Origin of the sequence: Metallococcus carri (genome assembly GCF_011440275.1) — a bacterium.
GTDB classification, from domain to species: Bacteria; Actinomycetota; Actinomycetes; order Actinomycetales; family Dermatophilaceae; genus Metallococcus; species Metallococcus carri.
In genome coordinates, this window is the sequence record NZ_JAAOIV010000003.1 from 47,170 (window position 1) to 68,364 (window position 21,195).

Consider the following 21,195-nt stretch of genomic DNA (forward strand, 5'->3'; position numbering starts at 1 on the left):
CGGAGCGCTCCGAACACCGGGTATGGCCGCACCGCTCGTTTCCCGTCCCGCTGCCGCGTTGTCCGGTGTCATCGCTGCCGGAGTCGGTATGGCGGTGGGTCACCTCGCCGCGGCGCTGACCGATCCTGCCCGCTCGCCGGTGCTGGCGGTCGGCGCCGAGGTGATTGACCGGACGCCAACTCCGTTGAAGGACTGGGCGATTCGCACCTTCGGCACCGCGGACAAGGCCGTGCTGCTCGGCTCGGTGACCGTCATGACGGTGGTCCTCGCGGCTGCGGTCGGGCTGCTCGCCCGACGGCGGCTTCGGTGGGGGCTGGCCGGCTTGATGCTGCTCGTCGCCCTCGCCGCAGCCGCCGTGCTGCGCCGGCCGGGTGCCGGTGTCAGTTGGTTGCTGCCCACAGCGCTGACCCTGATCGTCGGTGTCGTCGCACTGCTCGGCCTGCTCGCGCTGGCCGGGCATCCCACAGCCGGTGCCGTCGTGTCCCGTGTCCGGCGCAGAGGAGGGGGCGCGGGCACGGCGGCACCTTCCCGGCGCGCCTTCGTTGCGGCTGCCGGCGCCGCGTCCGTGGTCGGTGCGGGCGGTGCCCTCGCCGGGGTGCGGCTGAGCTCCGCCGAGGACACGAGCGGGCTGGCGCTTCCGCGCGCGAGGCAACCGGCTCCCGGCATACCTGCGGGTCTGGAAGCCCAGGTGCGAGACCTCACTCCCCTGCGCACACCGAATGCGAAGTTCTACCGGGTCGACACCGCGCTCACCGTTCCCTCGCTCGACCGCGATCGGTGGCGGCTGCGTATCGACGGCGACGTAGCGCACCCGATCACGTTGTCCTACAACGAGATCGCTCGCATGGACCTGATCGAGCGCAACATCACGATGACCTGTGTGAGCAACGAGGTCGGCGGTTCGTATGCCGGGGGCGCGACCTGGCTGGGTGTCCGCACCCGTGACCTTCTCCGGCTGGCCGGGGTGCGGGCCGCAGGCGCCGAGCGACAGGTCTTGTCGACCTCGAGCGACGGCTTCACGATCAGCACTCCCCTCGAGGCGATGCTCGACGACCGGGATGCGTTGCTCGCGATCGGCATGAACGGCAAGGCGCTTCCCCGTGAGCACGGCTATCCAGCCCGGCTGGTGACCCCCGGCCTCTACGGCATGCTCGGGTCGACCAAATGGGTGACCCGGCTGACCGTGACGACCTACGCGGCCAAGCGGGCCTACTGGACCCAGCGCGGCTGGACGACCAATGGTCCGGTCAAGCCGTCGGCACGGATCGACCTCCCCCGAGGCCTCGCTCAGCTCGACCGCGGCATCGTCACGATCGGCGGCATCGCCTGGGCGCAACGCCACGGCGTGGTCGGCGTGCAGGTGTCGATCGACGACGGACCGTGGGTCGCTGCGACGCTCGGGCCGTCGGTCAATGTCGACTTCTGGCGGCAGTGGATCCACCGCTGGGATGCCCGCAAGGCAGCGCCGGGCCAGCACTCGGTGCGGGCGCGGGTGGTCTACGGCGAGGGGCAGGTGCAGTCGTCGGCCCGCGCGGGAGTCTTTCCCAGCGGGTCCAGCGGCATACAGGAACAGATTTTCTTCCTTCGCTGAAAATAGTTGTGCACCAGCGCAATCCGGCATGACGTCAGCGGCGAATACCTGGTGTAAGCACTATCGACCAGGACTCAAGGAGTCACGCCATGAAGACCCGCCTCGCCGCCAGCGCACTCGTGTTGACCACCTCGCTCGGGCTCGCTGCCTGCGGCTCCTCCTCCGACAGCAACGCCGGCGGCTCCGCCAGCGACACCTCGAGCAGCTCCTCGATGACCCCCTCCGACAGCTCGTCGTCGATGAGCTCCGACAGCAGCTCCTCGACGAGCTCGGATTCCAGCTCGATGACCTCCAGCGACACCTCGATGGGCTCGGCTTCAACCAAGCCCTTCGGCGCCGGCTGTGCGGCGGTCCCGAAGGACGGCAAGGGGTCGTTCTCCGGCATGACCCAGGACCCGGTCGCCACCGCGGCCTCCAACAACCCGGTGCTGTCCACCCTCGTCACCGCGGTCAAGAAGGCCGGCCTGGTCGACACGCTGAACAACAGCAAGGACATCACCGTCTTCGCGCCGGCCAACCCGGCCTTCGACAAGATCCCGGCCGCCGACCTCAACAAGGTGCTCGCCGACAAGCCGGCGCTCACCAAGCTGCTGACCGGTCACGTCGTGCAGGGTCGGCTGACCCCGGCGCAGCTCGCCGGCACGCACAAGTCGCTGGCCGGCACCACGATCAATGTCACCGGCTCCGGTGAGACCTTCAAGGTCGACGGCAAGGCCTCGGTGATCTGCGGCAACGTGCAGACCGCCAACGCCACCGTCTACATCATCGACACGGTGTTGATGGGCAAGTAAGCCCTCACCCCCGGAGCAGTCCGCGGATGCGCGCGATCCATCGTGCGCATCTGCGGACGCTTTTGTCTGCGCGGGGTGCACCACGTCCCGAGGAGGGGGACACTGGAGGGGTGCAGCCCGCTCGGCGGGCGAGCCGCTGATCGAGGAGGACGCCATGATCGTCGTCGGTTTCAGCAACACTCCGGACTGCGAGCGCGCGCTCGCCTGGGCTGCCCACGAGGCCAAACGGCTCGACGAGGAACTCTTGGTCGTATCCGTCATGGCGCACCCGCGGTTCGTCGACGCGGGAGGCGCGGTGGTCCTCGACCCCACCGATCTCGAACAGGCTGCCGCGGATCTTGCCGAGGAGGGCGCACGTCAGGCCCGCGAGCGCGGGGTCGAGAAAGTCGCCACCCGCTCGGCGCTCGGCACCGTCGCCGAACAACTCGTCGACGCGGCGCAGGGAGCCCGGCTGCTGGTCATCGGCAGCCACGGCCGGTCGCCGTTGCTGTCCGCGCTGCTCGGATCGACGTCGTATGCCGTGTGTGCGCACGCCCCGTGCCCTGTCGTGGTGGTGCGCACCGAGGCTCCGAAGCCGGACGCCGACCGGCCCATCGTGGTCGGCGTCGACGGGTCGGAGCGCTCCTTGGTGGCGGCGGATTTCGCCGCGCGGGCGGCCGAGGCCACCGGAGCACCGCTGCATTGTGTTGTGGTGTGGTCGAATCCGGCCGCCTTGCTCGCGGCGTCCTCCTATCTCGACACCACCGGCCTGGCAATGGGCGACCAGTTGCGCGACTCCGCCCGCGTCACGGTCGAGGAGATCGCCGAGTCACTGCGCCGACAGCATCCATCGGTGACGATCACCGCAGAGGTGCTGGACGGCGACCCGGCCTCGACGCTGGCCGAGGCGTCCGCCGGCGCGGGCCTGTTGGTCACCGGCAGCCGGGGCCGCGGCGGTTTGCGCGGCATGATGCTCGGCTCGGTCAGTCACGGCGTGCTGCACAACGCCAAGTGTCCGGTGGCCATCGTCCGCTAGTCACCGAACGCGGATTTGCTTGTGCTGCAGCCGTTTTCAGCGACCGAGCGCGTCCAGCTCTTCGTCGGTCAGCGTCAGTTCGGCGGCCGCGATGTTTTCCTCGAGGTGGGTCACCGAGGAGGTGCCGGGAATCAGCAGGATGTTGTCCGACCGCTGCAACAACCAGGCAAGGCCGACCTGGGCCGGCGTGCACCCACGGTCTGCGGCGACTCGTGCGACGGTGTCGTCCTCGGTGACCTTCGGCATACCGGGGAAGGCCGAGCCCAGGGGGAAGAAGGGCACATAGGCGACCCCGCGCTCGGCGCACAGCCGCAGCGTCGGCTCGTCGTCGCGCATCAGTAGGTTGTAGGCGTTCTGCACGCAGACCGCGCCGGCGTCGAGGGCGGTGGCCGCCTGCTCGGTGGAGACATTGCTGACGCCGAAGGCTTCGAGCGCGCCCTCGTCGACGAGTTCGCGCATCGCGGCGAGCTGGTCGGCGAAGGGGTAGACCTCCTCGGCCGGGATCTCGTCGGCGGGCATCACCCGCAGGTTGACGACCGGCAGCCGGTCGACGCCGAGCGCTTCGAGGTTGCGGCGCACGTCGGCCTTGAGCGTTTCGGGCGCCTGTGCGGGCAGCCAGCCGGCCTGGTCGTCGCGGCGCGCGCCGACCTTGGACACCAGCACGAGATCGTCCGGATAGGGCGCGAGCGCTTCGCGGATCAGCGCGTTGGCCACGTCCGGTCCGTAGAACTGCGAGGTGTCAATGTGGTTGACGCCCAACGCAATTGCGCGCTTGAGCACCGCGATCGCCTCGTCGTGGTCGCGCGGCGGGCCGAAGACTCCGGGGCCGGGCAGCTGCATCGCGCCGAACCCCATGCGGCGGACCTGGTGACCGGCAAGCGGGAAGGTGTCACTCGTCATACGTCCATCTTCGCGCGCTAGGCCGTCCACGGATCCACCACCTCCACACCGGCCTCGACGAAGTCCTTAACGTTGCGGGTTGCCAAGGTGGCCCCGTGCGCCCGACATATGGCGGCGATCTGGGCGTCGGCCGTGCTGATCGGCAGGCCGGCGGACTGCCGCGCGGTAAGGATGCCCGCGTAGTGCGGCGCGGCAGCGGCATCGAAGGGCAGCACCGAACCGTCGTTCAGATAGGGCTCGAGCGCGGCGCTCACCTGCGCTCTCAGCGCACGACTTCGCCGGCCGGCGGGGAGTGCCTCCAATCCGGCCTGGAGTTCCGCGAGCGTGATCGCGGTGATGGCCACCTCGCCCGTGAGGGACTGGAGCCAATCGACCACGGCGGGGCTCGGCCGCGGGCGGAAGACTTCGGAGATGACGTTGGTGTCGAGGACGATCACGGCAGGTCCGCCGCGCGGGCGACATCCGCGCGCGGCGGCACGGCAAGGTCGCCGACTCCCCCGACCTCTCGCGCCGCGGCCAGCAGGGCCACGCCGATATGCGGCCGGTCAGCGGCCTCGGTGAGAATCTCACGCACCTCCGCCTCCATGGACCGGCCGTGTCGCTTCGCCCGCGCGGCGAGGCTCTGCTTCACCGACTCGTCCAGGCCGCGCACGATGATCGACGCCATACCTCGCCCCTTTCTGATATCGGTCATGATAGCTCGCCTAGTCTGCGGGTCATGAGCGCGCGGATGAACAACGTCGGGATCGTCGTCGAGGATCTCGATGCGGTGATCGCCTTCTTCGAGGCGCTCGGGCTGGAGCTCGAGGGCCGCACGGTGGTCGAGGGTGAGTGGGCCGGGCGGGTGACCGGGCTGCCCGGACAGCGTGTCGAGATCGCCATGCTGCGCACGGCCGATGGGCACGGCAAGCTCGAGTTGTCGCGTTTCCTGCAGCCCGCCGTTGCCGCCGATCATCGGCGGGCGCCGGTGAACTCGCTCGGGTATCTGCGAGTGATGTTCGAGGTCGACGATCTGGAGGCGACGCTGCAGCAGCTGGCCGCACACGGCACCGAATTGGTGGGCGAGGTCGTCCGCTTCGAGAACGTCTATCGGCTGTGTTACGTCCGCGGTCCCGAGGGCATCCTGGTCGGCCTGGCCGAGGACATCACCGCCTGCTAACGGCCGATCCACTAAGCCTAGCGAGCGCCGACCGCGCCACCCGTGCCCGTGCGGGTGTCCGGGCTCGCCCCGAGCGACGCAAGATCGGGGCGGGGCGGGTGCACGTCGCCGAGGCGCCGTGTCGCGACTCCGCGCAGGAGGTTGGTGGTGACACGCTCGACGAAGGCGACGCTCGCGGCATTCGTCCCGAGCCGCTTGTTGACCCCGAGGAGCGCCCATGTCCACTGCATCGTGCCGACCGCGACGACGCCGGCTCCGCTGTCCGCGCGGTAGTAGGTGAAGTCCGAATGCGTCCGCACGCCCGGCCGCCCCTCGACCGGACTGTGCGCGACGACCTCGAGCGACGCGGGTGTGCCCGGGATGGGGTAGGCCCGGTCGACCTCGGTGCCGACGATGCCGGGGAGACGGTCTGCGGCCTGCACGCCCGTCCCGTCGAGGAGCCAGCTATCCGGTCGGCGCACGGCCAGGTCGCCGTGCGCGGGGAAGCATTCGTAGAGCATCCCGGTCAGTGAATTCTCCGGTTCGGGTTGCTGCCCGGCCCGCCAGAGCGAGGTGCGCTCGCGGCCGCGGACGGGGTCGAGGCGGTCATCGACCTTGTAGCAGACGACCGACTGTCCATCGTCCTCGTGGCGAATCCGCCAGTAGCAGGCATTCGCGCCGAGGAAGGCGAGGTTCGTGCCGGCGTCGCGGGCGGTCGTGACGTTGTCTCGCATCGCCCGCGACCAGTACTCGTCGTGGCCGAGGGAGACGATCCCGGTCGCGCCCCGGACGCGCGCCGGGTCTTCGAGGTCGTACGAGGTCACATAGGCGACGGGCAGGCCGAGCGACTCGGCGAGCCGGATCGTCGCCGCTTCGAAGGACAGGAGCTTAGGGGCGCCATTGCTCTCCTGCGGCCGGTCGTGGCTCACCCGGTAGGCGCGCGGGTCGTTCGGCGTCGGACCCTTGTAGAGCGAGTAGCCGCCCCACGTGTTGTATGCCGCCCAGGTGGAGGTCGCGACCACGAGGGCCAGCCGGTCGGTGGTCGCCTCCGAGCGGATGACGAATGTCGTGTAGCGCCAACGCTTCTGCGCCTCCAGGACGACAAGGTAGGCGCCCGCCGGCCAGCCGTCCGTCGGGACGGACACATCGGCCTCCCAGCCAGCGGTCACGCAGTGCGTGGCCGGGTCGATGCGCGGCTGCGGCTTGGGCCGCGCGGGTGTCGACGCCGTGCGATGCACTTCGCGGGCGCCCTTGCCGCCGTAGTGGCCGACCCGCAGGACGGTCGCGGTCCACGCGCCGATGGTGCTCCGGACGGCAAGCTCGAGCGGCTCCCCCGCCGACAGCACGATCCGCCGTGGATAGCCGCACAGCTCCTCGTCGCGGGCCATCGCGGCGGCCGGGCGACGCCAGTCCGCTCCGGGCCGGGCATTCTCTGCCACAACCCAGTCGACGGAGCGGTTCTGCGAGCCGGATGCCGTGAATGACCCGGACGGCGTGCCCGACGGCGAGCTCGAAGATTTCGGACCCGAGCAGGCAGCGGCCGCGAGAGCGGGCAGCCCGACGAAGACGCGGCGCGACAGTCGGCCGCTCGACTCAGCCACGTGTCCCGATCCGTGTGCGCCTCATGGTGCAGAGAATGCCAGAGGCGGCTGAACGCGTCAGGAGCGCCACCGTGGCCAGCAGGCCTACGCGTCGACGGCGGACTGCAACTCACGAATCGTCGTGGCGAGGATGCCTTGGGTCAGCAGACCAGGCCCGAGCGGGCCGGACCGAGCGGTCCCGAGCGCAGGCAACTGACGCAGGATCTCTCGGTCTACTTCGGTCAATTGCGTGATCTGCCAACGGATTTCGTCAGCGACCACCGTCGCGCCGAGCGCGTGCGAGCCCACATGGGCCACGGCTGCCGCGTGGGCGACGGACTCCACGAGCGGCATACGGCGCGGCCGGTGCGTCAGGCGTCCGTCCAACAACTCGGCAACAAAGGCGGTCTCGCCATGGACAGCGAGATCTTCCTGAACTGCCATCTGCCACCGCACGAACCGCCGGACGCTGTCGTTCCCCTTCTCTGCAAGAACGAGCGCGGGTCACAGGAAGTCAGGAAGGCCGTGCTTGAACCAGTTCTCAATCTGGAGCGCGCCAGTCGCGGCGAGCGGGACATGTAGACACGTCCCCTCCGGACGTGGTGGGCTATCGGACCTTTGTGCTGGTTCGCCGTGGGAACGCTCACGGCAGCAAACTACGTGGTGGGTCCGACAACTGGGCGCGGTTGCGAGTTCGGCAGCACCGTCCCGAACGGCCCTCCTGGCTCGCGCGCCACCGCCTGTCAGCCGCCGTAGTTAGCGATGCGCTGAACGAAGTCATTTGCCCAAGCGACAGCATCGTCGACGTCGGGGAGCACGTCGAGGTCTTCAACTGCCGCCTCGTACAGCCTGGCCCAGCCATCACCTGGGACGATGGTCGGCGGCCATGCTTGCTGGCGCCGGTACTCGAAAAGTCGGAAGCAGGTGGCCTCGACCTGCGCGAGGTCGAGTTCCTCGCCCTTGTCGAGCAACTGGAGGTCGACGAGATCGCGCGCTCGTTCGCTTTCAGGCTCCGATAGCGCATGCAGCTTCTGGGCGATCTGATGATCGGCGCGCGTTACCCGCACCGGATTGGGCGCCTCGAGCCCGACCTCTCTGAAAAGCTGCGCCAGGTCGTGGGCGAGTTGGTACTCCGGCTCATCCGCGTCGCCGATCTCGTTATGTCCGAGCTCGAACTTCACTGTGCACCACGGCTGGCCGCGGTAGTCGAGTTTCACGTCGAAGGGCTGCATGACGTACGCCCTCGGAACACCGCTCGGGCGAGGTGCCGCCTTCTCGATCAGCCTGCCCGTGAAACCGGCCCAACCAGCGGCTAGCGAGTCCTCGAAATCGCTGCGAAATTTGGCCAGCGGCTGGACACGCGCGGCATCGAGGTCTCGGGTGAAGCGGGTACCCCGTCCATATCGCAGCGCCATCCCGCTTCCTCCTTTGATCGCACCCTCGGGCAGCATCTGCCCAACCACCACAAGGGCCATCCCGACGCGACGGCGAAGGGCGAGTCCGTCGCTGGCCTCTAGGTTGCGAATGCGCTGTTCCAGCGATCGAACGTTCGTCGGCGTATCCGAGTAGCTCACGACCGAAGTCCTTTCCTCACCCGCTGCCACTCGGAGGTCGTCAGCAGTCCGTCGCCGCGAGCCTGCTTGGCCGCGTCCAGCAAGCGCTCGGTCTCGATGCGACCGCGACACTCAAGGATGGCGTCGGCAACGGGCTGCGATTCGAGGCCTTCGTAGACCGTTGTGCGGGCGTGGTGCTTGACCTGGGTCAAGTGCACGAACGGCGGCAGCTTGGGACGAGCCCGTCGACTGACCGCCACCTTGATCTTCCGGGGATTGACATCAGCAAGCCCGAACAAGGCCAGCACCGACTCACCGTGGAGGTACGCCCCGTCGCCTGCGCGCAGGAGCGCTTCGGCGAACTGGTCGTACGCCGTCGGCAGGATGTCAGGGACCCGGTACAACCCGTACGCGATGTTCTCCAGACCGCCCCGTGCTGCGAGCTTTGGCAGTTCGACTGCTGGCACGCCAGCCTCGGCAGCCTTCCTCGTCGTGACATATCCGTAGTGATCGAGAGCGATCTCGCGCACGATCTCTCGGTACTTCACCCCGGCAACCATGTCACAACTATACCGAAAACAGTAGTGTTGTGCCGCGACCATGAGCGGCCACTGTGAGCACCCGAGGCGCGGCCCAGCGGGGTGATGGTGCGGTGGTCAGGTTCGCTCAAGGTCTGGATCGAGGCCACCGGCCGATCCTGACACGCTGACTCCGCGAGCGGCATACCGTCGGCGCCGAATCGCACGCCGCGGCGTCAGAGGGCCCGGCCGGGCGCGAGGACGTCGAGACCGAGCGCGCGGGCGGCTTCCGCCAAGCGATGGTCGTAAGTGAGCACGGCGTCCACGTCGAGGCGCAGCGCGGCTTCCAGATGCAATGCGTCCACGGTGCGCAGATTCGGAATCGGCAAGAGCCCGGCCGCGCGGAAGGTGGCCCGATCGAAGGCAGCGAGTGCAACCCCGTCCACGAGGTCGCTCACCGCCGACTGCTCGAGCCCTTCCCGCACAGCGATGCGGCGCAATTCAGTCTCCAGCAAGTCGCTTGAGACAAGGTCGGCAGGCGTGTGGTCAAGCCAGTCGATCAGCTCCGAGGTCTCGGGCTGCCAGAGCAGGAGCGCTCCGAGCGCCGAGGTGTCGACATACACGAGCGAGAGCTCGTTCACCTGCGGTCCTCACGCAGCTCACCGAGGATCTGAGACAACGACGGGTCGCTCTCCGAGCGCCTCGGACTCAACTGCGCCCATCCGCCGACTCGCTTAGCCGGTCGGGCAATGGTCAGCGCGGGACTGGGCGCATCGAGCGGAATGATGCGACCGACGGGAACCCCGCGGTTGGTGAGCACGAACGAATGGCCCTCGCTCACGGCACGAAGGACTCGCCCCGACTCGTTGCGCAACTCGCGTTGCGACAAGCTCTCGATCGACGGCTCACTCCCGCTCATCCGCAAAATGTAGCACGCGCGCTACAACCGATGACCCCATCCGCTCATCCCAGCAGAATGCGAGCCGCAGCGACGATCGCGGCCGCGCCGAACACTGCCACGACGACCGCGGCGACCCGCGTGATCCACGGAAGCGCTGCAGACAGGGCCCTTCGATTGCGCGATGCTCCCATCAGGCCCGCGACCAGCAGGTCCCAGACAAGCACGACGGTGAACATCCACACGCCATACAGTGCCCGCGCCGCGGTCGCAGCGCTCGACGTGGCAGCCGCGAGACTGAGGTAAAAGAGCAGGTTCTTCGGATTGAGCAGTCCCGATGCCAGACCGAGGCCGAAACTCCTGCTCCACGATGTGCGCCTCGCAGACCCGGATTCGTCGTAGGGCACGCTCACCCGCGCCCGCCAGAACGCGACGCCCATCCAGAGCAGGAAGAGACCGCCGGCGAGTTCGACCACGGCGAGCACGACATCATTGCCGACCAACGACAGCCCTCCGAACGCCGCCGCGATGAAGACCCCGTTCGCGATGGCGATGCCGAGGCACACGCCGCTGGCCAACCGCCACCCATGAGCCGCGGCAGTGCGGACGATCAAGAAGAAGTCGACGCCCGGAATGAGCAGCGCGAGAAAGTGCGCCAGGGCGACGGCGACGAACTGTTCCATGGAGCTTTCGAAGGTCGAGGGACTGAGGTCCCTCACCTTCGCGGTCGACCAGGTCGCCGGTCTTGAACAAAAGTGCGTCAGCGCCGATAGCGCCCGGGTGTCGCGGCGACGTGCGCCCGGAACACGCGGTGAAAGTGGCTTTGGTCGGCGAACCCCAGCACGTGGGCGACCGACGCGATGGGCTCACCGCCCCGCAACAGGGCCCGCGCACGCACGACGCGCGCATCGTTGCGCCACGCGATCGGTGTCAGCCCGGTGGCGGACCGAACCGCGCGGATCAACTGGAAGCGGCTCATCCCGACCATCGCCGCAAGTTCATCGACCCGCGGATCACCCACCTGTTCGGCGAGCAACCTCAGCACCGGCCGAAGTCGTTGTGCCACAACCGCATCGGGCGTCGGCTCAAGGACTTCAGTGGTGCCGGCCAGGCAGAACGCTCGCCTCAGCAGCCCGGCGAAGGTCTCCCGACCCTCGCCGGCATACAACGCAGCATTTGCCACATCGAAGGCCTCGCGCGTCTTCTCGCTTCGGTGCACCTGGATCGCGGCGCTGATTGATTCGCCATCGGTCCACACCTGATCGCGCAGCCACGTCTCGTCCGCGAGCATCATCTGGTAGACCCAGCGACCACCCACGGGATTGCACTGATGCAGCTGACCAGCCGGGATGAAGACGACATCACCGGCCTCGAGTATGACGGGGGTTCCGGAGCGCCCGACGAACTCGCTGCGCCCTTCGTCGATGATCCCGATCGCGAACCGATCGTGGGTGTGCGAGCGGTAACAGCTGTTTTCCCGGGCCGACCGCCGAGACTCGACCTCGGGAAACCCCGGGTCGTGCCAGAACTCAGGCGCGGCAGCGACCGGAGCGTCCATATCCCCAGGATAGGGATTAACGGCAGGATGCCGGTCAGCGCGGCGTCGTTGCTGCGACACCCTGTTCCTCGCAGGCAGTTCGAAGGCGCTTGTCCCGAGTCCACAACTGACCACCCCGCACGACCATCGCCGAGCCCATCAGGTGGGCATCAACGGCGCTCAGCCCACGGCCCCACAGCTGTTGCCGATCCACCAGCACCATGACCTCGTCATGCGAGACGACGGGGAACGACCACAGGCTGGCCAGGAGCCCGATCACCGTGGCGCGGTCGCGGACGGAGCCCAGCGCCAGCTCCTCGATGACCATCGGGTGACACCCGACCTCGTCGCGTTCGAGAAGGGACGCGAGATGCTCGTCGCGTCGATGCAGATGGTCGATCCAGACGGACGTGTCGACAAGGATCACGACGCGCGACGGCGCTTGCGGGGCGCGCCCTGAGCACGTGCGTCGGAGCCTCCGAGGGCGGCGAGTCGACGTGCGCTCTCGACCCGGATCAGGGTCTCGAGTCCGTCCCTCAGGAGCGCGGACTTCTCGCGGACGCCCGTCAGCTCAGCGGCGCGCGCATACAGTTCGTCATCGATCGTGACGGTGGTCCTCATGACGTCTCCCATGCATCGAGGACGGCATCATCTGATGCCTACTTTGATGCTAGCAGCCTCAGAAATCGTCGTCTGTGAGGCCGAGCTCGGCCCCCTTGGCGGCAGCCTGGTCGCGGTCCACCCGTCGTCGCTGATCTACGGGCGAGGTGTGGGTCGCGGTGGTGCGAATCGTGAGGTCGACACCATCGTCGGTGACTTCGACCAGCCCGATACGACTGCCGCGCTCGTCGAGGATCGCATCGAACGACCCACGGCGCAGCGCCGCAAGACGCTCACTGCGTTGCTCCTCATCGGACGCATTGGTGACCAGCTCCACGTGACCCTGAGTCGTGGACCGGTACACGTCCCACGCCCAATCGAAGTCGTCATCGGTCAACGGCTCGAACGAGACACGTGGGCGCGACCCACTCATGCGGACTTCAACGGAGTAATCGCGTCGACAGTGTCGCGAAGTTGCCGTCGCTCAAGGCGCAACTCGTAGTTCGACTGGAGGTTCATCCAGAGCTCCTCGGACGTCCCGAAGTACCGCGCCAGTCGAATCGCAGTGTCAGCAGTGATCCCCCGCTTGCCGTGCACGATCTCGTTGATCCGGCGCGGCGGCACGCCGATCGACACGGCCAGCTTGTTCTGAGTAATCCCGAAACCGTTGATGAAATCCTCCATCAGGATCTCTCCCGGATGGATCGGTTCAATCAGGTCGTCCATCTCAGTGGTAGTCGACGAGTTCGACATCTTCTGCGCCTCCATCTCTCCAGACGAAGCAGATCCGCCACTGCGTGTTCACCCTGATGCTGTGCTGCCCACGCCGGTCGCCGACCAGCCGCTCCAGCCGGTTCCCCGGCGGGATCCGCAGATCCTCGACAGCCTTCGCCGCGTGGATCAGTTCGAGCTTCCGCAGTGTGGCTCTCTGCACCGTCCGGTCGACACGCTTGACATACTGCTCGTGCCAGATGCGCTCGGTGTCCTTGTCGCCGAACGATCTGATCACGAGGACAGTCTATGACGACATGCGTCAATAACGCTATACGTTAAAGCGGAACTCGACCACGTCGCCGTCGGCCATGACGTAGTCCTTGCCCTCCATCCGGGCCTTGCCGTGTGCGCGGGCCTCGGCGACCGAGCCCAAGGCGACCAGGTCGTCATACGAGATGACCTCGGCCTTGATGAAGCCCTTCTGGAAATCCGTGTGTATGACGCCCGCCGCCTCCGGGGCCGTCGCGCCCTTGCGGATGGTCCAGGCGCGGGTCTCCTTTGGGCCGGCGGTGAGATAGGTCTGCAGGCCGAGGGTATGAAAACCCTTGTGCGCCAACTGTTCCAAGCCCGGCTCGTTGATGCCGACCGACCCCAGCAGCTCGCGCGCCTCGTCCTCATCGAGATCGGCGACCTCGGATTCGAGCTGGGCATTGAGGAAGATGGCGTCGGCCGGAGCGACCAACTCCTGCATCGAGGCTTGGAACGCCTCGTCGGTCAGCTGTGACTCGTCCACATTGAAGACATAGATGAACGGCTTGCCCGTGAGCAGACCCAGCTCGCGGATCGGCGCGGTGTCAAAACCCTTGGCGGACAACGTGTCTCCCGCTTCGAGAATGCGCTGCGCCTCCTGCGCGGCGTCCAGCACGGCGCGCTCGGTCTTCTTGCCCTTGACCTCCTTGTCGAGGCGCGGCAACGCCTTCTCGAGGGTCTGCAGGTCGGCGAGGATCAACTCGGTGTTGATCGTCTCCAGGTCCGAGGCGGGTGAGACCTTGCCGTCGACGTGATGCACGTCGTCGTCCTCGAAGGCGCGCACGACCTGGCAGATCGCGTCCGCCTCGCGGATGTTGGCGAGGAACTTGTTGCCCAGCCCCTCCCCCTCGGACGCACCCTTGACGATGCCGGCGATGTCGACGAAGGACACCGTCGCCGGGACGATCTGCGCCGAGCCGAAGATCTCGGCGAGCACCTTCAGCCGCGGGTCGGGGAGGGGCACCACCCCGACATTCGGCTCGATCGTCGCGAAGGGGTAGTTCGCGGCAAGCACGTTGTTCTTGGTCAGGGCGTTGAACATGGTGGACTTGCCGACATTGGGCAGTCCGACGATTCCGATGGTGAGGGCCACGAGGACAGGAGTTTAGGCGTCCGCCGCGAACTGCACCTCCTCGGCGGTCGCGACCGAGCCCGCGGCCGAGCGCCCGGATGCGCGCCACCACCCCGTCGCAACGCGTCCTACCCTGTGGGCCATGCTCGTCCACGTCCGGATCAATGTCCCCGAAGCGCAGGCCGACGAGGTCTGCGCGATCCTCGCGGATAATGACACCGTCACCAACCTCGTCCGGCTCCGGGGCGCCTCGCTGGAGCCCAAGGGCGACCTCATCGAGGCCGATGTGGCGCGCGAGGTGGCCAGCGACCTGCTCGAGGCGTTCGACTCGATCCACCTGGGCCAGCACGCCGGCGTCGTCCTCAGCCCCCTGACCGCGACCCCCTTCGACAAGGCGCACGAACTCGAAGAAGCGGCCCTCGGCGACCCGGACGACGCGGTGATCTGGGACGTCATTAAGGAGCAGGCCACCAACGCGGTCCGCCCGACGGTGTCTTTCCACCTGTTCCTGCTCATCGCGGTGTTCCTTGCCAGCATCGCGGTCGTCACCGACTCGGCCGTGCTGGTCGTCGGCGCGATGGTCGTCGGCCCGGAATTCGCCACGATCGCGGCGATCTGCACCGGCATCATCTTCTGGCGCCCGCACCTGATCCTGGCCGGTGTGCGGTTGCTGGTGTTCGCCTTCCTTTTCGCGATCACCATCGTCACGGTGGTGTCCTGGCTCGCCGTGCGATTGGGGTGGGTCACCGGCGAGATCGTCACCCGGCCGCGCCCGCAGACCGGGTTCATCTGGCACCCCGACCTGTGGTCCTTCCTGGTGGCCCTGCTCGCCGGTGCCGCGGGCGTGATCGCGTTGTCGGTCGAGAAATCGCAAACGATGGTGGGCGTGTTCATCTCGGTGACCACCGTCCCCGCCGCCGGCAATCTGGCGCTCGGGATCGCGACCGGCTCCCTCGGCGAGATCCGCGGATCGTCGGCGCAACTCGCGGTCAACATCTTCGGCATGATCGTCGCCGGCACGCTCACCCTGCTGGCCCAAAAACTCCTGTGGCGCAAGGTCGATCGGCTGACCGAGCCGTTGTTTCGCCCCAACCGGCGCCGTCCATTTCGCCCATAGTCGCGCCGAGGGCGGTCAGCGAGGATCGTGCCTTGTCGACGGTCTCGCGCCATTCGGCCTGGGGGTCGGACAGCCGGGTGATCGCCCCGCCGACGCCGATCGAGAAGTCGCCTCCGTCGAGGACGATCGTGCGGATCGCGACATTGAGGCTGGCGCTGCCGTCCAGCCCGAACAGACCGATCGTCCCGGAATAGATCCCGCGCGGCCGTCCCTCCAGCGCGCGCAGGATCGCTACCGACCGCGCCTTCGGCGCCCCGGTCATCGAGCCCGGTGGGAACGCCGACCGCACCAATTGCACCGCACTCACCCCGGGCGGCAGATCGCACTCGATCGTGCTGATCATCTGCAGCACCGTCGGGAAGCTGTGCACTCCGAAGAGTTCGGTCACCGTGGTCGATCCCGGCACCGCCACCCGGGCGAAGTCGTTGCGCACCAGGTCGACGATCATCAGGTTTTCCGCCCGGTCCTTGGCCGACTCGGCCAGTTCCTGCCGTATGCCGGGGTCACGCGCCGGGTCACCCGTCGTCGCCCTCGTCCCCTTGATCGGGCGGCTGACTGCATGCCTGTGAGCGTCGACGGACAGGAACAACTCCGGCGACCCGGAGACGGCATACCGCCCATCGCCGAGGTCGAGGAAGGCGGCATAGGGCACGGTGCCGCCGGCGCGAAGGGTGAGGAAGAGCTGCAACGGATCGCCGGTCCACCGCCCCCGCACCTGGTGGGTGAGGCACAGCTCGTAGGACTCACCGCGAGTGATGGCGTCCTGGCAACGGGCGATCAGCGCGAGATAGTCGGCTGGTTCGGTCCACCTGAGATCCGTTGCCGTGGGCGGTGAATATGACTGTCCGACAATGGATTCGGCGAGTTGCTCGGTCGTGGTGGTGAACCATTCGTCGAGCGCGGCGACCGACGCGGGATCGTTCGGATCGTCCAGGCCGACCAGGGTCACCTCACCGTCCGCGGCGAGCAGCACGCCCCGGGTGATCAGCGCCAGCCACCCGTCCGGCGGGCCTTCGGCGGGCAACTCGTCGGACGGCAGCGCCGCATGACCGAGCAGCTCCACGCCCAACTCGTAACCGAGGTAGCCCGCATAGCCCAGCCGCACCGGACCCTCACCGGTCAAGCCGCCGAGGCGCCGCTCAAGCAGATCCAGCAACCCCATCTCGGAGTCCTCGATCGCCCCGTCACGGCTCACGATGCGCGCGAATCCCCCACAGCGGTACTGCAATTCGTGTGATCCGACATCCCAGCCGACCAGGGTGTGACCGATCACGCCGTCGAGCACGACTCGCGGGGCCGGACCGGCCGCGAGCACCTGCTCCAGGCCCACGGCCGGCACCTGGCGGGAGCGCTGCCGCCACGTCGTGGTGGACCGCGCGTGCTCCCCCGCGAGGCGGAGGAAGTTGCCGATCAGGGTGTGTCCCCAGGCGCTGCGGATCGACTCGGGGTGGAACTGCACTCCCCAGAGCGGCTGGTCAGCGACGCGCAGGGCCATCAGCGTGCCGTCGTCGGCATACGCGAGTGGGCGCACCGGCGCGCGCACGGCCGGCACATCGAGGCTGTGGTAGCGCACGACCTCGAAGGTGTCCGGGATGCCCGCGAAGAGCGGATCGCGGTCGTGGGTGACCGGTGAGACCTCGCCATGCCGTGGGTGAGCGGACTCGGCGACCGGACAGCCGTGCAGCGAGGCGATCAGTTGGTGCCCGAGGCAGACTCCGAGCACCGGCAGGGCGGCGTGCTCGACGACCTCGCGCGAACACCCGACATCGGCGAGCACGTCGGGCCGTCCAGGCCCCGGAGAGATGACCACCGCATCGAAGCGGGCCGCCCAGTCCGCCGGCAGCGGTTCGTCATTGCGCTGCACGGTCACCTGCACGCGGTCGTGGGCCCGCAGGAGTTCGACGAGGTTGAAGGTGAAGCTGTCGTGGTTGTCGATCACCAGGACGTCCACCGCGTCACCTCCTCGTCACGGCGCGTCATTTGAACACACCGCCGCTGCGCCGCGCCAACCCTGTCGGTGGTGGCTGTCAGCCTGTCGGTATGACGGTGCTTCTCGTGATCCTGGCCTTCGTGCTCGGGAGCCTGCTCGCCTGGCTGGCTCTGCGATCGATGTATGCCGCCCGCCTCGCCGCACTGACCGCCGAGCGCGACCTGCTGCACGCTCGCGTCGAGGATCTCTCGCGCGGTGACCAGCGCGAGCGGGCCACTCAGGAGGTGCTGGCGCCTTTGGCTTCGACGCTGCAGCGGGTGGAGCGGCAGGTGTCGGTGCTGGAGCGCGACCGGGTCGACCAGTTCGGCGCGCTCGAGCAGCAGTTGTCGGCGATGGGCGTGACGACCGACGCATTGCGCGAGCAGACCGCGTCGCTGTCCGGTGCGCTGCGCTCGTCCACGACGAGCGGCCTGTGGGGTGAGGTGCAGCTGCGCCGGGTGCTCGAGCATGCGGGGCTGCTGCCACAGTGCGATTTCGAGGAGCAGGTCTCGACGGTCAGCGCCCACGATCGCGCGGTCCGGCCCGATGTGGTGGTGCGGCTGCCCGGCGACCGGTCGCTGGTGATCGATGCCAAGGCGCCGGTGACCAAGTTCCTCGACGCGCAGGCCACCGGCATCTCCGACGACGAGCGCGACTCGCTGCTGGGCGACCATGCGGCAGCGCTGCGGCGCTATGTCGACGGGCTGGCAGGGAAGGCTTATTGGACGGCCTTCCGCCGGTCGCCGGAGCTGGTGCTGTGCTTCGTGCCCGCCGACGCGGTGCTGGCCGCCGCGGTGCGCCACGATCCGGGGCTGGTCGACCGGGCGATGCGGGCTCGCGTGGTGCTGGTCTCACCGTCGACCTTGCTTGCCGCCTTGCAAGCGGTTTCCCTTGTCTGGCAACAGGATTCGCTGTCACGCAATGCCGAGGAGTTGCTGCGGCTCGGGCAGGAGCTTTATGCCCGGCTGTCCGCCTTGGGCGACCGCACGAGTGCCCTCGGCGCGTCCTTGCGCAAGGCGGTGGAGTCCTACAACGCGATGGTTGGCACGCTCGAGTCGCGGGTGCTGGTGTCGGCGCGCCGGATGAACGACCTCGGGGTCGCCTCGTCTTCGATCGCGGAGGTCCCGGTGGTCGAGGCGACACCGCGCGTGCTCACTGCCCGCGAGCTGATCGACGCTCTCGGCGAGGACATCCAGCGCCCGATGCTCGACTTCGAGCCAGCGGCAGACGACCAGGTCACCCGGCGCGACGCGGGCTGACCAGCCCTCAGTGCAAGGAGCCGGCGTCGTGGCGCACCTGGTCGGCATCCGAGCCGTTGCGCGCCTTGAGGTCGCGACGCAGCTCGTTCGGCAGGGCGAACAGCAGGCTCTCCTCGGCCGCGACGATCGGGCGGACGTCCTGATAGCCGCGCTCGGCCAGATATTCCAGCACGTCGCGCACGAGCACCTCCGGCACCGAAGCACCCGAGGTCACGCCCACGGTGGTCACGCCCTGCAGCCAGGACTCGTCGATCTCATCGGCGTAGTCGACCAGGTGACCGGCCTTGGCGCCGTGCTCGATGGCGACCTCGACCAGACGCACCGAGTTGGAGGAGTTGCGGCTGCCGACCACGATCATCAGGTCGGTTTCCGGCGCCATCTGCTTGACCGCGAGTTGCCGGTTCTGGGTGGCATAACAGATGTCGTCGCTCGGCGGATCCTGCAGCTTGGGGAACTTCTCCCGCAACCGCCGCACGGTCTCCATCGTCTCGTCCACCGACAAGGTGGTCTGCGACAACCACACGACCTTGTCCGGGTCGCGCACCTGCACCTGCTCGACATGGTCCGGGCTCTGCACCAGCACGATGTGCTCCGGCGCCTCGCCCGAGGTGCCCACGACCTCCTCGTGCCCCTCGTGGCCGATGAGCAGGATGTCGAAATCGTCGGCAGCGAACCGCTTCGCCTCGCGGTGGACCTTGGTCACCAGTGGGCAGGTGGCGTCGATCGTCTTGAGGTTCAACGCCTTCGCCTCTTCGTGGACGACCGGCGCCACGCCGTGCGCGGAGAAGATCACGGTGGCGCCCTCGGGCACCTCGTCGGTCTCGTCGACGAAGATCGCGCCACGCTTTTCGAGGGTCGTGACCACATGCTTGTTGTGCACGATCTCCTTGCGCACGTAGACCGGCGGGCCATAGAGGTCGAGCGCCTTCTCGACCGTGACCACCGCCCGGTCGACACCGGCGCAGTATCCGCGCGGCGCTGCCAGCAGCACGCGCTTGCTGTCCACGGTCTGGGTGTTGGTCATATCACCCATGCTACGTGGGGCCGATACGGCAAACGGGGCCGTGCTGTCCCCTGACCGGCACGGCCCCGCCTTTCGCCCCACGAAGTGCTCCGCTCGTACCTCGCTTCGATATTCCGCGGAGTTCCTGCGTTGTGGCGAACCTTCGCTGTCGTAGACGTTGTCGCAGGCGGATTCGGTTGCCTCAGCGGAGAGTTTGACCGCGAATCAGCTCACTTGATGAGACGGCTCTCGCCCAGCGTCCGCACCAACGCACCACCGCTCGTGCGCATCCGCGGACACACCCGCCGACCCCCGCCCAGCGTCCGCACCTGCGCACCACCGCTCGTGCGCAGCCGCGGACGCTCGCGGGCGACGGAGCCCCGGCATACCCTGACCCGTATGCCGACCCCCTTGCCCGAGCGCGCGTCCGACACGACCGCGGAGTCCCCGTGGCCGGTGCGCACGCTCAGCCTGAAGATGGGCGACTACATCGACAAGATGTCGCCGCTGTGGGTCGAGGGGCAGATCGTTCAACTCAACCGGCGGCCGGGGTCGCCGACCTGCTATCTCACGCTGCGCGATCCCGACGTGGACATGTCGCTGTCGGTGACCGTGCATGTCAACACGCTCGACGCGATGGGCCCGGCCATCCAGCCCGGCGCCCGGGTGGTGGTGCATGCCAAACCGACCTTCTGGGCCAAGCGGGGCTCGCTGCACCTCGACGCACGACGGATGCGCGCCGTCGGCGTCGGCGAATTACTCGCCCGGCTGGAGCACCTCAAGCAACTGCTGCGCAGCGAAGGCCTGTTCGACACCGACCGCAAGCGGCCGCTGCCCTTCCTGCCGCGCACGGTCGGGCTGATCTGCGGGCGGGCGAGCGCCGCCGAGAAGGATGTCGTCGAGAATGCCCGGCGGCGGATGCCGGCCACCCGGTTCGAGATCCGCCAGGTGGCCGTGCAGGGCACCGACACCGTGCCCGAGGTGACCGCGGCCCTGCGCGAGCTGGACGCGCTGGAGCAGGTCGACGTCATCGTCATCGCGCGTGGCGGCGGGTCCTTCGAAGACCTCATGCCCTTTTCCAACGAGACCCTGCTGCGTGCGGTGTCGGCGGCGCGCACTCCGATCGTCAGCGCGATCGGCCACGACGTCGACACCCCGCTGCTCGACTTCGTCGCCGACGTGCGCGCGTCCACGCCGACCGACGCGGCCAAGCTGATCGTCCCCGATCTCGCCGAGCAACAGCAGCGGCTCGACGCGCTCGTCGCCACCGGCCGGCGGGCCCTCACCGGCCGGGTGGCCGCCGAGCGCCGGCACCTCAGTCTGTTGCGCAGCCGCCCGGTGATGACCGACCCGGCCTCGATGGTGACCCCCCGTCGAGACGAGATCGACCGGCTGCGGGAGCGGGCGGCATACCGCCTCACCGACCGGATCGCCCGCGCGCACGACCAGGTGACCCACCTGCGGGGCCAGCTGCGGGCCCTGTCACCCCAGCAGACCCTCGAGCGCGGGTATGCCGTGGTGCGGCACCGGGACGGGACCGTCGTCACCGATGTCGAGCAGGTGGAGTCCGACGAGATTCTGCGGGTCACCGTCGCGCACGGCGACTTCGGCGTGCGCCCGGTCTCCTAAAC

Annotated in this window: 27 protein-coding genes; 8 read left to right on the top strand and 19 right to left on the bottom strand. The window is 68.2% G+C overall.

Features of this window, described 5'->3' with window-relative positions; all coding sequences use genetic code 11:
* Positions 1–22: 22 nt before the first annotated feature.
* Entirely contained in the window at positions 23–1,591 is a 1,569-nt protein-coding gene (locus G9U51_RS04790; protein ID WP_166194079.1) for a molybdopterin-dependent oxidoreductase, read from the top strand.
* 82 nt (positions 1,592–1,673) lie between these two features.
* Here the strand turns inward: G9U51_RS04790 and G9U51_RS17760 are convergent, their stop codons facing one another.
* Positions 1,674–1,976 carry a hypothetical protein gene (locus tag G9U51_RS17760; protein WP_328823320.1) on the bottom strand — a complete coding sequence of 101 codons (303 nt, stop codon included), beginning with the start codon at positions 1,974–1,976 and terminating at the stop codon, positions 1,674–1,676.
* Between G9U51_RS17760 and G9U51_RS17765 the strand changes: the two genes are divergently transcribed.
* Entirely contained in the window at positions 1,975–2,382 is a 408-nt protein-coding gene (locus tag G9U51_RS17765) for a fasciclin domain-containing protein (protein ID WP_328823321.1), read from the top strand. The two genes, G9U51_RS17760 and G9U51_RS17765, sit on opposite strands and share 2 nt — an antisense overlap.
* Positions 2,383–2,536: 154 nt before the next feature.
* Positions 2,537–3,397 (top strand): universal stress protein, encoded by an 861-nt coding sequence (locus G9U51_RS04800; RefSeq protein WP_166194085.1) that lies wholly within the window; start codon positions 2,537–2,539, stop codon positions 3,395–3,397.
* 36 nt (positions 3,398–3,433) lie between these two features.
* On the opposite strand, the gene G9U51_RS04805 is transcribed toward G9U51_RS04800, so the two are convergent.
* From G9U51_RS04805 to G9U51_RS04815, 3 genes are read right to left on the bottom strand one after another with little or no spacing between them, the layout of a single operon-like run.
* Positions 3,434–4,297: an oxidoreductase gene (locus G9U51_RS04805; protein WP_166194088.1), complete on the bottom strand. Its 864-nt coding sequence runs from the start codon at positions 4,295–4,297 to the stop codon at positions 3,434–3,436.
* A gap of 17 nt (positions 4,298–4,314) precedes the next feature.
* Positions 4,315–4,734 (bottom strand): type II toxin-antitoxin system VapC family toxin, encoded by a 420-nt coding sequence (locus G9U51_RS04810; RefSeq protein WP_166194091.1) that lies wholly within the window; start codon positions 4,732–4,734, stop codon positions 4,315–4,317.
* Positions 4,731–4,991 carry a FitA-like ribbon-helix-helix domain-containing protein gene (locus G9U51_RS04815; RefSeq protein ID WP_235945548.1) on the bottom strand — a complete coding sequence of 87 codons (261 nt, stop codon included), beginning with the start codon at positions 4,989–4,991 and terminating at the stop codon, positions 4,731–4,733. The genes G9U51_RS04810 and G9U51_RS04815 overlap by 4 nt, the downstream gene beginning before the upstream one ends.
* A gap of 24 nt (positions 4,992–5,015) precedes the next feature.
* Between G9U51_RS04815 and G9U51_RS04820 the strand changes: the two genes are divergently transcribed.
* Entirely contained in the window at positions 5,016–5,456 is a 441-nt protein-coding gene (locus G9U51_RS04820) for a VOC family protein (protein ID WP_166194094.1), read from the top strand.
* Between the two features lie 17 nt (positions 5,457–5,473).
* Here the strand turns inward: G9U51_RS04820 and G9U51_RS04825 are convergent, their stop codons facing one another.
* Complete coding sequence (locus tag G9U51_RS04825) at positions 5,474–7,036, bottom strand: N,N-dimethylformamidase beta subunit family domain-containing protein (RefSeq protein ID WP_166194096.1); 1,563 nt, start codon at positions 7,034–7,036, stop codon at positions 5,474–5,476.
* 135 nt (positions 7,037–7,171) lie between these two features.
* Here G9U51_RS04825 and G9U51_RS04830 point away from each other — a divergent pair, with 135 nt between their 5' ends.
* On the top strand, positions 7,172–7,597 hold the full coding sequence (locus G9U51_RS04830; protein ID WP_166194099.1) for a hypothetical protein: 426 nt from the start codon (positions 7,172–7,174) through the stop codon (positions 7,595–7,597).
* Positions 7,598–7,758: 161 nt separating this feature from the next.
* On the opposite strand, the gene G9U51_RS04835 is transcribed toward G9U51_RS04830, so the two are convergent.
* The 12 genes from G9U51_RS04835 to ychF all read right to left on the bottom strand — a co-directional run bounded on the left by G9U51_RS04835 (position 7,759) and on the right by ychF (position 14,237).
* Positions 7,759–8,589: a nucleotidyl transferase AbiEii/AbiGii toxin family protein gene (locus G9U51_RS04835; RefSeq protein ID WP_207948052.1), complete on the bottom strand. Its 831-nt coding sequence runs from the start codon at positions 8,587–8,589 to the stop codon at positions 7,759–7,761.
* Positions 8,586–9,128 carry a type IV toxin-antitoxin system AbiEi family antitoxin domain-containing protein gene (locus tag G9U51_RS04840; protein ID WP_166194101.1) on the bottom strand — a complete coding sequence of 181 codons (543 nt, stop codon included), beginning with the start codon at positions 9,126–9,128 and terminating at the stop codon, positions 8,586–8,588. The genes G9U51_RS04835 and G9U51_RS04840 overlap by 4 nt, the downstream gene beginning before the upstream one ends.
* 194 nt (positions 9,129–9,322) lie before the next feature.
* Complete coding sequence (locus tag G9U51_RS04845) at positions 9,323–9,709, bottom strand: type II toxin-antitoxin system VapC family toxin (RefSeq protein ID WP_328823322.1); 387 nt, start codon at positions 9,707–9,709, stop codon at positions 9,323–9,325.
* Positions 9,710–9,723: 14 nt separating this feature from the next.
* On the bottom strand, positions 9,724–10,005 hold the full coding sequence (locus G9U51_RS04850) for a type II toxin-antitoxin system Phd/YefM family antitoxin (protein WP_166194107.1): 282 nt from the start codon (positions 10,003–10,005) through the stop codon (positions 9,724–9,726).
* A gap of 44 nt (positions 10,006–10,049) precedes the next feature.
* On the bottom strand, positions 10,050–10,667 hold the full coding sequence (locus G9U51_RS04855; protein WP_166194110.1) for a LysE family translocator: 618 nt from the start codon (positions 10,665–10,667) through the stop codon (positions 10,050–10,052).
* 77 nt (positions 10,668–10,744) lie between these two features.
* Positions 10,745–11,542: a helix-turn-helix transcriptional regulator gene (locus G9U51_RS04860; protein WP_166194113.1), complete on the bottom strand. Its 798-nt coding sequence runs from the start codon at positions 11,540–11,542 to the stop codon at positions 10,745–10,747.
* 34 nt (positions 11,543–11,576) lie between these two features.
* Positions 11,577–11,948, bottom strand: a complete 372-nt coding sequence (locus G9U51_RS04865; protein ID WP_166194116.1) for a type II toxin-antitoxin system VapC family toxin — start codon at positions 11,946–11,948, stop codon at positions 11,577–11,579.
* Positions 11,945–12,142: a type II toxin-antitoxin system VapB family antitoxin gene (locus G9U51_RS04870; RefSeq protein WP_166194119.1), complete on the bottom strand. Its 198-nt coding sequence runs from the start codon at positions 12,140–12,142 to the stop codon at positions 11,945–11,947. The genes G9U51_RS04865 and G9U51_RS04870 overlap by 4 nt, the downstream gene beginning before the upstream one ends.
* Before the next feature lie 58 nt (positions 12,143–12,200).
* Positions 12,201–12,554, bottom strand: a complete 354-nt coding sequence (locus tag G9U51_RS04875) for a hypothetical protein (RefSeq protein ID WP_166194122.1) — start codon at positions 12,552–12,554, stop codon at positions 12,201–12,203.
* On the bottom strand, positions 12,551–12,874 hold the full coding sequence (locus G9U51_RS04880) for a HigA family addiction module antitoxin (protein ID WP_166194863.1): 324 nt from the start codon (positions 12,872–12,874) through the stop codon (positions 12,551–12,553). The genes G9U51_RS04875 and G9U51_RS04880 overlap by 4 nt, the downstream gene beginning before the upstream one ends.
* Positions 12,849–13,130, bottom strand: a complete 282-nt coding sequence (locus G9U51_RS04885; RefSeq protein WP_166194125.1) for a type II toxin-antitoxin system RelE/ParE family toxin — start codon at positions 13,128–13,130, stop codon at positions 12,849–12,851. The genes G9U51_RS04880 and G9U51_RS04885 overlap by 26 nt, the downstream gene beginning before the upstream one ends.
* Before the next feature lie 33 nt (positions 13,131–13,163).
* The gene (gene ychF / locus G9U51_RS04890; protein WP_166194128.1) at positions 13,164–14,237 is read right to left on the bottom strand and encodes a redox-regulated ATPase YchF; all 1,074 of its coding nucleotides are present in this window, start codon (positions 14,235–14,237) and stop codon (positions 13,164–13,166) included.
* A 121-nt stretch (positions 14,238–14,358) separates the two neighbouring features.
* Here ychF and G9U51_RS04895 point away from each other — a divergent pair, with 121 nt between their 5' ends.
* Complete coding sequence (locus G9U51_RS04895; RefSeq protein WP_166194131.1) at positions 14,359–15,333, top strand: DUF389 domain-containing protein; 975 nt, start codon at positions 14,359–14,361, stop codon at positions 15,331–15,333.
* Here the strand turns inward: G9U51_RS04895 and G9U51_RS04900 are convergent.
* Entirely contained in the window at positions 15,239–17,284 is a 2,046-nt protein-coding gene (locus G9U51_RS04900) for a chorismate-binding protein (RefSeq protein WP_166194134.1), read from the bottom strand. The genes G9U51_RS04895 and G9U51_RS04900 overlap by 95 nt on opposite strands.
* Positions 17,285–17,373: 89 nt before the next feature.
* On the opposite strand from G9U51_RS04900, the gene G9U51_RS04905 reads away from it, so the two are divergent.
* Positions 17,374–18,561, top strand: coding sequence for a DNA recombination protein RmuC (locus G9U51_RS04905; protein WP_166194137.1), 1,188 nt, complete (start codon positions 17,374–17,376; stop codon positions 18,559–18,561).
* A 7-nt stretch (positions 18,562–18,568) separates the two neighbouring features.
* Here G9U51_RS04905 and G9U51_RS04910 read toward each other — a convergent pair whose 3' ends face one another.
* Positions 18,569–19,585, bottom strand: coding sequence for a 4-hydroxy-3-methylbut-2-enyl diphosphate reductase (locus G9U51_RS04910; RefSeq protein ID WP_207948053.1), 1,017 nt, complete (start codon positions 19,583–19,585; stop codon positions 18,569–18,571).
* A 378-nt stretch (positions 19,586–19,963) separates the two neighbouring features.
* Between G9U51_RS04910 and xseA the strand changes: the two genes are divergently transcribed.
* Positions 19,964–21,193: an exodeoxyribonuclease VII large subunit gene (xseA, locus tag G9U51_RS04915; protein WP_166194143.1), complete on the top strand. Its 1,230-nt coding sequence runs from the start codon at positions 19,964–19,966 to the stop codon at positions 21,191–21,193.
* Positions 21,194–21,195: the final 2 nt, after the last annotated feature.